The organism is Rhodococcus sp. WS3 (assembly GCF_003797085.1).
GTDB classification, from domain to species: Bacteria; Actinomycetota; Actinomycetes; order Mycobacteriales; family Mycobacteriaceae; genus Rhodococcus_F; species Rhodococcus_F globerula.
Genome location: NZ_RKMA01000002.1, coordinates 328,982 through 342,245 on the forward strand (window position 1 = coordinate 328,982; position 13,264 = coordinate 342,245).

Genomic DNA, 13,264 nt, shown 5'->3' on the forward strand with positions numbered 1-13,264 from the left:
TTCTGGCCCACTCGTCGTAGCGCATGCTTCGATCAGGCGTGTTGCTGAGCGGCGATTTCTCGCTGCCTGCACCCCTGACTTTGTCGCTTCTTCGCTCGGAGTCTGTCTTCTCATGTTCAACCTGCTGTTGTTCACACTTGTCGGTGCCGGCGCTCAACTTGTCGACGGCGCACTCGGAATGGCGTTCGGTGTCACCGCAACCACTCTGCTGATGATCGGCGGGCTCGGGCCTGCCCAGGCCAGTGCCGCTGTGCACCTTGCCGAGGTCGGAACTACCTTGGCTTCGGGTCTGTCGCACTGGAAGTTCCAGAACATCGACTGGAAGTTGGTCGCCAAGCTCGGTGTTCCGGGTGCAATAGGCGCATTTGCCGGTGCGACGGTTTTGTCCGGCCTGTCTACCGAAGCAGCGGTCCCCATTACGGCGACAATCCTCCTCGCGATCGGTGTCTATGTCGCGCTGCGTTTCTCGGTCCGCCCACCCGCGACCGCCCATGCTCGCAGTACACCGCACACTGCTCGGTTCCTATCCCCGCTCGGTCTGTTCGGAGGATTCATCGACGCCTCCGGCGGCGGCGGTTGGGGCCCTATCACCACCAGCACCCTGCTCTCGCGTGGCAAAACTGCTCCGCGCACCGTGATCGGTTCGGTCAGCGCGTCGGAGTTCCTGGTCGCATCAGCAGCGTCGTTGGGCTTCCTCGTCGGGCTTGGCCGCGAATCTGCCGGTAATCTCCTGGTTGTCGCCGGCCTGGCACTCGGCGGAATCATCGCAGCTCCAGCCGCCGCCTGGCTGGTCAGTAGAGTTCCCGCCACCTTGCTCGGCACTGCCGTCGGCGGTGTGATCGTGCTGACCAATACGCAGAAACTGTTCAAGTCCTTCGACATCACCGGCGCTGTGACGGTGCTCGGATACGTCGCAATCATCGGCGCCTGGGCCGCGTTGCTGGTCTACGCGTGGCAGCGGTCCAAGCTCACCGCAGCCGAAGCCCAAGGCGAGTTCGCCGGTATCGAACTGGCCGTCGAGAAAGAAATCACGGAGCCGACGGTCGCGCCCGAGAAGCGATAAGTTCAGCTGCCGAAGAGCGATCCCGTCTACGAACCGGCATTCAACGAAGAAAGACGACGAAGTCGGAATATCCCTCGTTCACCCGATTAACACCGGCTAGGATCCTTGTGAACAAACGGCAGTAAACGACAAACCGTTCACATGGCGCGAAAGCTGCCGATATAAGGAGTCCGCTCTGGTGATCGGTAAGGACCGCCACAATTGGTCGTCAATTCCTGACCGGCGCGCCCACCCCGAGTCGATTTCGCACCAGCCGCAATTCACGAAACTCGATAAATATGCCGCGCTGACCATTATTCGCGCACCGATCGGTTACGGGAAATCCACCCTGGTCGCCTCGTGGTTGCGCACCATTCGCGCGACTGAGCGCATTTCCGTCTGGATCCCTGAGCCCGCTCCATCCATGACGGCTCGTGAATACTGGGCACACGCGCTGCAAAGGTTCGTCAGCGCCGGAATTGTCTTTCCGAATCCTGTGATCGAGCAAGAGCAAGACCCATTCACCGCGATAGTTCGGATGCTCCGCGACAACTCGCGCCCGGTCATTCTTGTATTGATCAGGCCGGACAAAGTGGATGGCAAGTTGGACGAAAGCCTCGCCGACCTCGTCAAGTATTGCCGATGCGTCAATCTCGTTGTGACCTTGACGGGGCGCACCGTGTTCCCCGAACCTCATTTGCTCGATCTCGATCAGGAATCGATCAGCGCGCACGACCTTCTCTACACGCTCGAGGATACGACGAGCGTTCTCGAAGGTTCCGGTGCACATATCGTTCCCGGCGAAATCGAACATATTTACTCAATGACCGGCGGGTTGCCAGTTTTGGTACGCCGTTCGATTTCGGTACTCAAAAACCTTCCAACTCAGGTCGGACGCGAACACCTTCTCCGGAATAACCTACGACGAGTAATCCAGCACTACACCCAGGAATCTATCGCGGCCGAGGCGCACCTGGTCGGACACTACGATCTTGTCGTCGCTACGGCAGCAGCCCGTGAGCTCACCGTTGATACCGTGATGCACTTGCTCGAATCTTCCGAATCCTCTCAGCGCATTCGGGATCGACTCATTGCGCTCGAAGCTGCCGGGGTTCTCTCGTATGTCGACACGGAGGTCGTGGAAACCTGGAGACTGGCACCGGCGATCCGACAAGCCATCCTGACGTCCCAACCCTCCGGGGGAAGTGATCCGGCCGCTCGCCTGTCATACCTATCGCGCGCTCAGCTCGATGCCGGACAACACGCGTCTGCGCTCGATTATGCAGTCGAGGCACAGGACTGGGCGCTGGCAATCGACATTCTCGACAAGCACTGGGCGACGATGATCGCGGACAATCTCGAGTTGGTTCGCTCTGCCTTCCAGCAGATTCCGCCCGAGTCCACCGACAAGCACTCGAGCTTCCGGGCCGCACGCAATCTGTACCTGCAACATCCCGACGAGCAGGTGACCTTCGGGACCTCACTCCCCGATTCGGCTGATGAGTTACGCGAACTCGGGGCGAGTGCCGATGCCGTGTCAGCTCTCACCATCGGTTGCATCCAGGCTCTGATGCTCATGCACGTCGGCGAATACGATCGCGCTGCAGATGTCACCGTGCGTCTGATCGAACTGAGCCGCTACATCACCGAGACCGATCGGCACGACATCAGCGATCGGCTTTCCACCATGCGAGCGCAATGGGCAATCACCTTTCAACTGAACGGCCGACTTGCCGAATCGACAGGCCTAGCGCGAATGGCCTACTGGAGCGGGAAATCGCAACGCATCGACTACATCGCGCGAAGCGCCGCCGGCACAGCGGCACTGAACTGGGCGGTAGTCGGTGAACTACGCCGCGCACGGCAATGGTTGGATCTCGAAAACCAACATCGAAACGTCGAGATAAAGATGCAATCCCAGGTCAAGGTTGCCGGATTAACGGCCGGCGCCTTGGTGTCCCTCGATTCACTCGATTTCGAAGATGCCGAACGGGCACTGACCGAACTTGGGCACCCCACCGAGAACGATGCACTCTATGCGGACGAATTCTGGGCGTTCACCGTCTACGCCCGCAGTCAGTTCGCCCTCAGCAACAGTGACGCGTTCTCAGCGTTGTCGTTGCTGCGCAGAACAGTCGCTGCCCACTCCGCGCAGTGCAATCCGACGTCCATTGCCGAGCCACTGATGCTGTCCACCGAGATCGATCTACTTCTAGCCCTCGGCGAAGGAAACCAGGCCGCGTCACTTGCAGAGGGCATCGCCGATCCTGGAAGCAGCCCGTGGACCCTGGTGTCGGTCGCACGCGTCCGACAGCGTATGGGCCAGAACAAATCGGCGATCATCCTGTGCAATCAGTACCAGTGGAATGGCGAGCCGTGCCCGCGCGCACAGATGGAATCCCTTCTGGTTCAAGCAGTTGCACATTCGGAACTCGGTGAGCATCATCGTGCAATCGAGGCGTGGTCCTACGCCTGCGCTATCGCAGACCAGACCCGACTGTTGCGCCCCTTCTCGACCATCGCCGCCGAAGATATCGAGAAGCTGGAAGCGGCCGCATCCACGCGATCGAAGGCACTCGAGAAATTTACGAATGTCGTTACCCCGGAATCGTTTCCGAAGTCCGTGCACATTGTCATCCTGACCGGTGGAGAACAACGGGTCCTCGCACTACTTGCCCTCGGCATGACCTCCGTTTCGATGTCCAGACAACTTCATGTCTCCGCCAACACGATCAAGTCGCAATTGCGTTCCCTGTACAAGAAACTGGACGCACACAATCGCGACGAGGCACTGGCGAAGGCACATGCATTACAGCTCCTCTGACGTTCGACATCGGTCGTCTCACGGACTCTGTTGTGCACCGCACCTGCAGAAACAGCACGGTCGTTGCACCTCCTCGAAAATGAGGAGTCGCAACGACCGTGCCTGACTTCTAGTGCTACTTGTCGCTTCCGTCGAATGCGTCCAGAATCCGTTGAGCAGCCAACGCCGCAGTCAACGATCCTTCGCGTACGCTTCGTTCGACATCGGCACGAATCGCGCGAACGTGCTCGTTGGCCGAAAGTCGGCGCAGCAGTTGGTCGTTCACCATCGTCCAGGTCCAGTCGACCTGTTGCTTCCGACGCTTCTCCTCGAACTGACCCGCCTCGGTCAACACCTCACGGTGCTTGGTGACAGTTCCCCAGAAATCGTCCAGGCCAAGACCTTCGAGACCGCTCATCGTGATGACGGGCGGCTTCCAGATAGCGTCGTGCGGGTAGATCAGACGAAGCGCTCCCGCAAGTTCGCGGGCAGCGCCCTGCGCCTCGCGCTCATGCTTGCCATCGGCCTTGTTGACCGCGACCAGATCTGCGAGTTCCAGAACACCCTTCTTGATGCCCTGCAACTGATCTCCGGTACGAGCGAGGGTCAGGAACGTGAAGCAGTCCACCATGTTGGCAACAGTGACTTCGGACTGCCCGACACCCACTGTCTCCACCAGGATGACGTCGAAACCGGCAGCTTCGAGAAGCACGATGGTCTCGCGGGTTGCCTTGGCAACACCACCGAGCGTGCCGGACGTCGGTGATGGCCGGATGTACGCGTTCGGTTCGACGGTAAGCCGAGCCATGCGCGTCTTGTCGCCGAGAATCGAGCCGCCGGTGCGGGTGGACGACGGATCGACCGCCAACACCGCAACCCGATGTCCCTTGCCCAGCAAGTACATTCCGAGCGCGTCGATGAACGTCGACTTGCCGACGCCGGGAACGCCGGTGATGCCGATGCGGTGCGCTCCCCCGGCTTCGGGCAGCAACTTCAGCAGTAGTTGCTGCGCGAGCGCCCGGTGATCGTCGCGTGTGGATTCGACGAGGGTGATCGCCCGGGCGAGGCCGGCGCGCTGATTTGCGCGCACGGCCTCGGCAAGGGAATCAACAGATGGCCTAGCAGCCGGCGTCGGCGTGTCGATGGGCTGTGCCATCTTCAGTCAACCCCTTCTCAGCTGCGATCGTGGCCCAGTTGGACGGCCAGCTTCTCCAGCAATCCGCTGGCAGCGTCGGCGATGACGGTTCCGGGCGGGAAGATGGCAGCAGCGCCGGCTTCGTAGAGTTCGTCGAAGTCGCCGGGCGGGATGACTCCGCCGACCACGATCATGATGTCGGGGCGACCGGCCGCAGCCAGAGCTTCCCGCAGCGCCGGCACCAAGGTGAGGTGACCGGCTGCCAACGACGACACACCGACTACGTGGACGTCGTTGTCGGCCGCCTGATTGGCGACCTCTTCGGGGGTCTGGAACAGCGGTCCGACGTCAACGTCGAATCCGATGTCCGCGAAGGCCGTGGAGATGACCTTCTGGCCACGGTCGTGACCGTCCTGGCCCATCTTCGCAACGAGGATGCGGGGACGACGTCCCTCGTCCTCGGCGAACTTCTCGACCAGTTCCATTGCCTTGCTGATGTTGCTCACCGATCCTGCCTCGTCTCGGTACACACCACTGATGGTGCGGATCTCGGCCTGGTGGCGTCCGTACACCTTCTCGAGGGCATCGGAAATCTCGCCGACGGTAGCCATAGCGCGAGCGGCAACAACTGCGAGGGCGAGGAGATTGTTCTCCATGCCGCCTTCGGTGGATGCGGCAGCGCGGGTGAGGTTCGCGAGTGCGGCCTCGACGGCTTCCGGATCACGTTCCGCGCGAAGACGAACCAGCTTCTCGAGCTGTTCCTTGCGCACCTTGGAGTTCTCGACCTTGAGAACTTCGATGGTGTCGACCTCGTCGGGAACGTACTTGTTGACGCCTACCAACGGCTGCCGACCGGAGTCGATGCGCGCCTGGGTGCGAGCAGCAGCTTCCTCGATGCGCAGCTTCGGGATGCCTTCGTTGATGGCCTGAGCCATTCCGCCGGCTTCCTCGACCTCTTCGATGTGCTTACGTGCCCGGTTGGCGAGCTCGTTGGTGAGCCACTCGACGTAGTACGAGCCGCCCCACGGATCGATGGGCCGAACCGTACCGGACTCCTGCTGCAGCAGCAGCTGGGTGTTGCGGGCGATACGCGCGGAGAAGTCCGTCGGCAGTGCGATGGCCTCGTCGAGTGCGTTGGTGTGCAGTGACTGCGTGTGTCCCTGGGTGGCAGCCATGGCTTCGACGCAGGTACGCGGAACGTTGTTGAAGACGTCCTGCGCGGTCAGCGACCAGCCCGAGGTCTGCGAGTGGGTACGCAGCGAGAGCGACTTCGCGCTCTTGGGATCGAACTTGGCAACAAGCTCGGCCCACAGGAGGCGTCCGGCGCGGAGCTTGGCGACCTCCATGAAGAAGTTCATGCCGATGGCCCAGAAGAAGGACAGGCGCGGTGCGAACTTGTCGATGTCCATACCGGCGTCGAGGCCGGCGCGAATGTACTCGACGCCGTCAGCGAGGGTGTATGCCAGTTCCAGATCGGCCGTCGCTCCGGCTTCCTGGATGTGGTAACCCGAGATGGAGATGGAGTTGTACTTCGGCATTTCCGCACTCGAGTACGCAAAGATGTCCGAGATGATCCGCATCGAGGGCTTGGGCGGATAGATGTAGGTGTTGCGGACCATGAACTCTTTGAGGATGTCGTTCTGGATCGTTCCGGCCAGCTTGTCCGGAGTGACACCCTGCTCGCCTGCCGCAGCAACGTACAGCGCGAGAATCGGCAGCACAGCGCCGTTCATCGTCATCGAGACCGACACCTGTGAGAGGTCGATTCCGTCGAAGAGTTGACGCATGTCGAGGATGGAATCGATTGCGACACCGGCCATTCCGACGTCACCAGCAACGCGGGGGTGATCGGAGTCGTAGCCGCGGTGGGTCGCGAGGTCGAACGCGACCGACAGGCCCTTCTGACCGGCCGCGAGGTTGCGACGGTAGAACGCATTGGACTCGGCGGCAGTGGAGAAGCCGGCGTACTGGCGAATGGTCCACGGCTGGTTCACGTACATGGTCGGGTAGGGACCACGCAGGAACGGTGCAGCACCCGGGAAGCTGTCGAGCGGGTAACCGGACTCGGCGGCGGCCGCGCGGTCTGCACCGGTGTACACCGGCTTGACGTCGATACCCTCCGGCGTGGACCAGACAACCTGCTCAGCGGCGTAGTTGTTGGCGGTGGCACCCTCTTCGATGAGGGCCTGTGTCTGCTCGACCGACGGTGGTGTGGGTGCCGGAGACTGCGGGTCCTCGAGTGGGACCTCGGCGAAACTGCCGATCACGTGCTTGACCTCTCGTGTCGTCACTTGGAGCTTCCCGTCTCGATGAAGTCGAGCAGTTCGGTCAGAGCCGATACTGCGTCGATGCGGGCTGTGAGGAATCCGTCCGGACGCGAATCGCCCGCGGCATCGCCGACGGCCTTTTCCGGGCCGGCCAGCAGCACCTTGGTGATACCGGCAGCGCGCAATTCTGCGACGGCCGCTGCGGCGCTCTCGCCGTAACGCTTGTCCGTGCCACACAGCACGGCGACGGTGGCACCGGAAGCCTTGACTGCAGCGGAGATGGCTTCTGCGCCTACCTCGAGCGGGCCGGGGTTGACTGCGTCGATACCACCCGAAGCGAGAAGGTTCGACGCAAACGTGGTGCGCACGTTGTGTTCTGCAACCGAGCCCAGCGGCGCGAGAAGCGCAGTGGGACGGGCGCCGCCGGCGGCGAGGAACGCGTCCGAACGGTCACGAAGCGCTTCGAATGCAGCTGCGTAGCGGGCCACGGCCTGGCCGGGCTCGACAGCGGCGGCGGAAAGCGGTGTTTCGCCGAGGTTCGGGAACTCGTTTACACCGGTGACCGTGGTCTTGCGGTGTGCGATGTCGGAGTCACGCTTGGCCTTGGTAGCGGCGATGCGATCGGAGACGATTCCCGCTTCGAGTGCAGCCAGATATCCACCGGCAGCTTCGATCTCCTGGAAGAACTCCCAGGCAGTGGCGGCGATCTGCTGTGTCAGGTCTTCGACATACCAGGAGCCCGCCGACGGATCGAGCACGCGGCCCAGGTGCGACTCCTCGAGGAGAAGCAACTGCGTGTTGCGCGCGATGCGTGAGGAGAAGGACTTGCTGACACCAAGGGTGCCGTCGGCCAGGGCGACGTCGAACGGAAGAACCGTCACCGCGTCTGCTCCACCGACACCGGCGCCGAATGCGGCGAGGGTGGTGCGCAGCATGTTCACCCAGGGATCACGCTGAGCCATCATCGCGGCGGACGTGACAGCGTGCTGTGGTGCGCCGCCGAAGTCGGATGCGCCGCAGACCTGAGCGATGCGGGCCCACACGAGACGTGCGGCACGGAACTTCGCGATGGTCTGGAACTGATCGTCGGTTGCCGAGTAACGGAAAGCCAACTGCGCCAACGCAGCACCGATGGTCAGATCGCCGTCTGCGGTAAGCGCGCGGAGGTATTCGAGACCGGCTGCGACGGCCGCTCCGAGCTCCTCGGCGTCACCGGCGCCGGCATTGTGGAATGCCGTGCCGTCGACGGTGATGGCCCGCACCGATTCGGCGCGAGCGTCAGCGGCGACAGCTAGCTCGACTGCTTCTGTCAGCTCGACGTCGGCTGCGCCGGAGAAGGAACTCGTCAGCGGTGCCGTGCCGAGGTTGATGCGGATGCTTGCGCGATCGCTGACTCCGTCACCGGCTTCAGCGCGGGCATCGAGCAGTGCCAGGATCGCGCGGGCGGCGGCGCTTGCTTCGGCGCCGGCATCGAGTGTGAGCGGAGCGAGATCGAGGAGCACGCCCTCGAGCGCCGAATTCAGATCGTCGACGGAGACGCCACCGAGTCCGGCTTTGAGCCAGATCGCACTGACACCGTTCTCGAGTGCGTCGAGGATGGTCCGGTTGGTGTCTGCGGCGGAAGCGGTTCCGAACTGAGCCGAAACCAACCAGCCTGCATTGACGTCGCGATGAGCGTCGACTCCGCGGACGTACGGGAAGCTACCGGGCAGGGTCTGCTCGGGGCGCTCGTCGCGTGGGCTGTAGAGCGGTGCGACAGTGACGCCGTCGTATGTGACGGTTTCGAGCAGTTTCTGCGGCTCGGGGCCTAGTTCTGCGGCGTCGACTCGACGGGACTTGGCGAGCACTCCGGCGACGGAGCGTTGCCACTCCGCATATGCCTGCTCGACAGCCTCGGCTTCTGAAGCTAATGACACTGTGTCCGCTGCCTCTCGTTGTGCGTAAGCGTTATACCTGTTATCGGAACTGTTCATCGAATTGCTCGTTATGGCTGTGATGCTAACCCGCCTTCGGACGTGCTTATCGTGAGGATCACGTCACGTTCGCGGCGAAGGGGTCTGCTAAGGCCGCCCGACAACTTGCCTACCGGCTGGTACGGCGCGGATTGGCGTGTAGCTATGATCCTTACCTAGCGATTGTTCAGCACGTTTACGAGTTACCGGCGAGTCGGTATCACTGGGCGGGACCTCCCGCGTCACCCCTACCCGAAGGGTAGTGGTTTTCATCACATCACGCTGGTAGGGGCACCCGGTTTCCGGACGACTGGGCCGCATACGTCGGGATTCCTCACGCGCACCGGTAGCCTTGTGCCCTGTGATGGGGCGCCTGTTGGACCGAAGATTGATCGCGATTGTCCTGCTGGTGCTCGCACTCTTCGTGGCGGCACTCCTTGCGCCGCACCCGTCGGTATCTCAGGTCCGGGAGTGGGCGGATTCCATCGGACCGATGTTTCCGCTCGTGTTCTTTCTTGTTCATTCCCTGGTTACCGTCGCGCCCTTTCCTCGGACGGTGTTCACCCTCAGCGCCGGCGTGCTGTTCGGATCGGCGACAGGTATCGCTCTCACCGTCGCGGCAACCACAGTCAGTGCCATCCTGGCTCTGTATCTCGTCCGCGCCATCGGCCGAGAGGTGGTCTGGCAACGGATATCGAGTCCGACAATCAGGCGAGTGGACGAGCGGATCGAGAAACGCGGATGGCTGGCCGTTGGGTCCCTGCGCTTGATCGCGTTCGTCCCGTTTTCAGTGGTGAACTACTGCTGCGGCATTTCGTCGATCCGCCTGGTGCCCTACGTGATCGCCACAGTGGTGGGAATTTTGCCCGGCACGATCGGAATCGTCGTACTCGGCGATGCCCTGTCCGGCGAAGCCGACCCTCGCTTGCTTGTGCTGTCAGGAATCTGCATTGCCATCGGCATCGGCGGATTGCTGTTCGACGCTCGCAAGACATCTGTGGAACTGCACCAACCGTCCGATGGCCAAGCTCTGACGGGTCAAACCCTGGAGGTTGATAGTGAGAAGTCAACTTCTAAAGATTGACATAGAGAAGTCAACCTTTTAATGTTGACTCATGTTCGTACTGACAGTCGACCAGCGCAGTAGTCGCCGCGATGTCGACCGTGTCGAGGAAGTCCTTCGGGATCTCGCGTCCGCTCCCCTCGTTCGAGGGTTCGAACGGACAGCAGGCGACGAGATTCAAGCAGTCACCGACGATCCCCAACTCCTGGTCCACCTGGCGCTCGAACTACTGCGACGCGAATACTGGAGTGTCGGAATCGGAATCGGCCCCGTCGAAGAACCACTTCCCGCCCAGACTCGCGCCGGGCGTGGTCCGGCATTCGAAGCGGCACGCATCGCCGTCGAACGTGCCAAGAAAGCCCCCGCGCGTATCTCCGTCGAGCAGGCCCCAGCCGACGGCGACCTCGCCGAACTTGCCGCGGACATCGACGGCGCCCTGACCATGCTTGGCACGATCGTGCTTCGGCAAACACCTGACGGACGTGCGGCTATCGCATTGATGGACGACGGCCTCACCCAGGCCGCCGCCGCCGAGCGGCTCGGAATCACCAAGCAGGCCATGTCGAAACGCCTGCTCACCGCCGCCTGGCAAGCCGAACTTGCCGGCCGACGACTCTCCCAGCGGCTACTTGTCCGAGCCCAGACCTACACTGCTCGCACCACACACTGACAGGGGCGCATTACATGGTTGTTCTGGCACTGATCGCGCTCGCAGTTGCAGCCGCAGCACCGCTGGTCACGGCTGCGCTGCCAAAACTGAGCGGCGGCCACGTCCAGGTTCCCGAATGGGTATCTGCCACCGTGGCTCTACCCGCCCTCGGGGTTGCGGCGCTGGCCGCCAGTCGGACCACACCGGTCACGGGATTTGCGCTCGGAGCGACACTTGTCCTGTGTGTCCTGGCTTCGGCCACGGCGGGTGCTCCCGTGGTTTTGGCCACGTTCAAGGTTGCGAGACGTCAACCGGACGGCAGCCCCGCACCCAACGCTGGTCCATTGCGCGGTGGCCGCGTCATCGGAGTCCTCGAGCGCATCGCCGTCGCAGTGTCCATTCTGGCTGGTTGGCCGGAAGGTATCGCAATCGTGTTGGCAGTCAAGGGATTGGCCCGGTATCCCGAACTGCGTGAACCCCATGCCTCGGAACAGTTCATCATCGGAACCTTCGCCAGCGTCCTCTGGGCAATTGCTGTCTGCGGAACAGGAAAAGCGCTGATCACATAGTTCTGGTGATCAGCGCTTTTCGAATTCATTTCAAATATTAGTGACGCGGTCCGCCGACGGGCGGCTAGTGACGCGGTCCGCCCTCCGGCGGTTGGTCCTGGTATGGGTACTTCTGCTGGAATTCTCCAGGTTCCGGCTCCTGCTGGAACTGTCCGGACCATTGGCTTTCACCTGGCGCCGGCAGCGCCGGGTCGGTGAACTGCGGGGCGCTTTCGCGCTGTGCGCGAACCGCTGCCGCAGGATCCTCTACCGGTGTCCGGGCCGCGATTTCCGCAGCGCGAACTGCTTCGGCGATAGCCGGGTCGGACTTTGTCTCGAACCATTCGGCTACCTCGTCGGAATCGTCCTCCGGGCTGGGCAGGTTCTCTTCCGCCGCGGGCGGTTCGTACCGGAACACGCCGTCATCGCCTGGTGCACCCAGTGTTTTTGCGAAGCCCTTGAGTGCGTCGCCGAAATCGCTCGGCACCAGCCACACTTTGTTCGCGTCACCCTGCGCCATCTGGGGCAACGTCTGAAGGTATTGGTACGCAAGCAGTTCCGGCGTCGGCTTACCCGACTTGATGGCGGCAAAGACCTTCTCGATGGCCTTGGCTTCACCTTGCGCCTGCAAATACTTGGCAGCGCGATCACCCTGCGCGCGAAGGATTTGCGACTGACGCTCACCCTCGGCGTTGAGAACGGACGCCTGCTTGTTGCCTTCAGCTGACAGGATCTGACTCTGCTTCGCACCCTCTGCCGTCTTGATCGCAGCTTCGCGGTGCCCCTCAGCCGTGAGAATCATGGCGCGCTTCTCGCGGTCGGCCTTCATCTGCTTTTCCATCGACTCCTGAATCGACGGCGGCGGATCAATGCTCTTGAGTTCCACTCGTGCGACCCGCAGGCCCCAGCGGCCGGTTGCTTCGTCGAGCACACCACGCAACTGACCGTTGATGGAGTCACGCGAGGTCAGCGTCTCTTCCAGCGTCATACCGCCGACGACGTTACGCAGAGTCGTCGTGGTCAACTGCTCGACCGCGGCAATGTAGTTGCTGATCTCGTACACCGCAGCTTGCGGATTGGTGACCTGGAAATACACCACGGTGTCGATGGACAACGTCAGGTTGTCCTGCGTGATCACCGGTTGCGGCGGGAAGGACACAACGCGTTCGCGCAGATCTACCTTCGCTCGCACCCGATCCGCGAAGGGGATCAGAAATGTGAGCTGACCCGACACTGTTTTCGAGTACCGACCGAGTCGCTCGATGACCGCGGCTTCCGCCTGCGGTACCAGTGCTACCGATTTCGCAACCACCAAGATCACGAAAAGCACCAAAACACCAAGAACTATAAGTGCTGCCATCTTTTTACGGTCCCCTCCAGACAACTGCTGTTGCCCCGTTGATTTCCATCACCGTCACCGTTGTCCCCGCTGGATACACGTCAGCGCTGTCGAGCGGGCGAGCCGTCCATATCTGACCGTCCAGCTTGACCTGACCGGCATGCTCGCCGACCTCTTCGAGAACGACGGCACGTTTACCTTCGAGCGCTTGAATCCCCATCGGAGTGGGCGGCGGAGTCCCGAAGCGTCGCAACAGGAAAGGCCGAACACCGAGAATGAGCACTCCCGAGAACACGCCGAACATGACGGCGTCGACCCACGCGGGAAAATCGGTGACCGAACTGACACCGGCAGTAGCAAGCGCCCCACCGGCGAGCATCAGCAGAAAGAAATCTCCTGCCAGTGCTTCCGCGCCGGCGAGCACAAGTGCCCCGACAAGCCAAAGAAGTGCAGCCACAACACCATC

10 protein-coding genes are annotated in these 13,264 nt (G+C 62.0%); 5 read left to right on the plus strand and 5 right to left on the minus strand.

The features are described from left to right. Positions 1-112: 112 nt before the first annotated feature. Positions 113-1,063 carry a sulfite exporter TauE/SafE family protein gene (locus EEB13_RS15600; protein WP_033232063.1) on the plus strand — a complete coding sequence of 317 codons (951 nt, stop codon included), beginning with the start codon at positions 113-115 and terminating at the stop codon, positions 1,061-1,063. 178 nt (positions 1,064-1,241) lie between these two features. Then, complete coding sequence (locus EEB13_RS15605) at positions 1,242-3,866, plus strand: LuxR C-terminal-related transcriptional regulator (RefSeq protein ID WP_141485742.1); 2,625 nt, start codon at positions 1,242-1,244, stop codon at positions 3,864-3,866. Between the two features lie 115 nt (positions 3,867-3,981). On the opposite strand, the gene meaB is transcribed toward EEB13_RS15605, so the two are convergent. The 3 genes from meaB to mutA are packed head-to-tail and all read right to left on the minus strand — an operon-like array spanning position 3,982 to position 9,163. Continuing rightward, positions 3,982-5,001, minus strand: a complete 1,020-nt coding sequence (gene meaB / locus EEB13_RS15610) for a methylmalonyl Co-A mutase-associated GTPase MeaB (RefSeq protein WP_141485743.1) — start codon at positions 4,999-5,001, stop codon at positions 3,982-3,984. 17 nt (positions 5,002-5,018) lie between these two features. Beyond that, entirely contained in the window at positions 5,019-7,271 is a 2,253-nt protein-coding gene (scpA, locus tag EEB13_RS15615) for a methylmalonyl-CoA mutase (RefSeq protein WP_033232065.1), read from the minus strand. Next, positions 7,268-9,163: a methylmalonyl-CoA mutase small subunit gene (gene mutA, locus EEB13_RS15620; RefSeq protein ID WP_141485745.1), complete on the minus strand. Its 1,896-nt coding sequence runs from the start codon at positions 9,161-9,163 to the stop codon at positions 7,268-7,270. The genes scpA and mutA overlap by 4 nt, the downstream gene beginning before the upstream one ends. Before the next feature lie 400 nt (positions 9,164-9,563). Between mutA and EEB13_RS15625 the strand changes: the two genes are divergently transcribed. From EEB13_RS15625 to EEB13_RS15635, 3 genes are read left to right on the plus strand one after another with little or no spacing between them, the layout of a single operon-like run. After that, a complete protein-coding gene (locus EEB13_RS15625; RefSeq protein WP_141486182.1) occupies positions 9,564-10,283 on the plus strand; it encodes a TVP38/TMEM64 family protein in 720 nt (239 codons plus the stop codon). Positions 10,284-10,314: 31 nt separating this feature from the next. Further along, entirely contained in the window at positions 10,315-10,932 is a 618-nt protein-coding gene (locus EEB13_RS15630; protein WP_141485747.1) for a hypothetical protein, read from the plus strand. Between the two features lie 14 nt (positions 10,933-10,946). After that, the gene (locus tag EEB13_RS15635; RefSeq protein ID WP_045067727.1) at positions 10,947-11,480 is read left to right on the plus strand and encodes a hypothetical protein; all 534 of its coding nucleotides are present in this window, start codon (positions 10,947-10,949) and stop codon (positions 11,478-11,480) included. A gap of 64 nt (positions 11,481-11,544) precedes the next feature. On the opposite strand, the gene EEB13_RS15640 is transcribed toward EEB13_RS15635, so the two are convergent. After that, positions 11,545-12,819, minus strand: a complete 1,275-nt coding sequence (locus EEB13_RS15640) for an SPFH domain-containing protein (protein WP_045067726.1) — start codon at positions 12,817-12,819, stop codon at positions 11,545-11,547. A gap of 4 nt (positions 12,820-12,823) precedes the next feature. Beyond that, complete coding sequence (locus EEB13_RS15645) at positions 12,824-13,255, minus strand: NfeD family protein (protein ID WP_141485749.1); 432 nt, start codon at positions 13,253-13,255, stop codon at positions 12,824-12,826. Between the last annotated feature and the right edge of the window lie 9 nt (positions 13,256-13,264).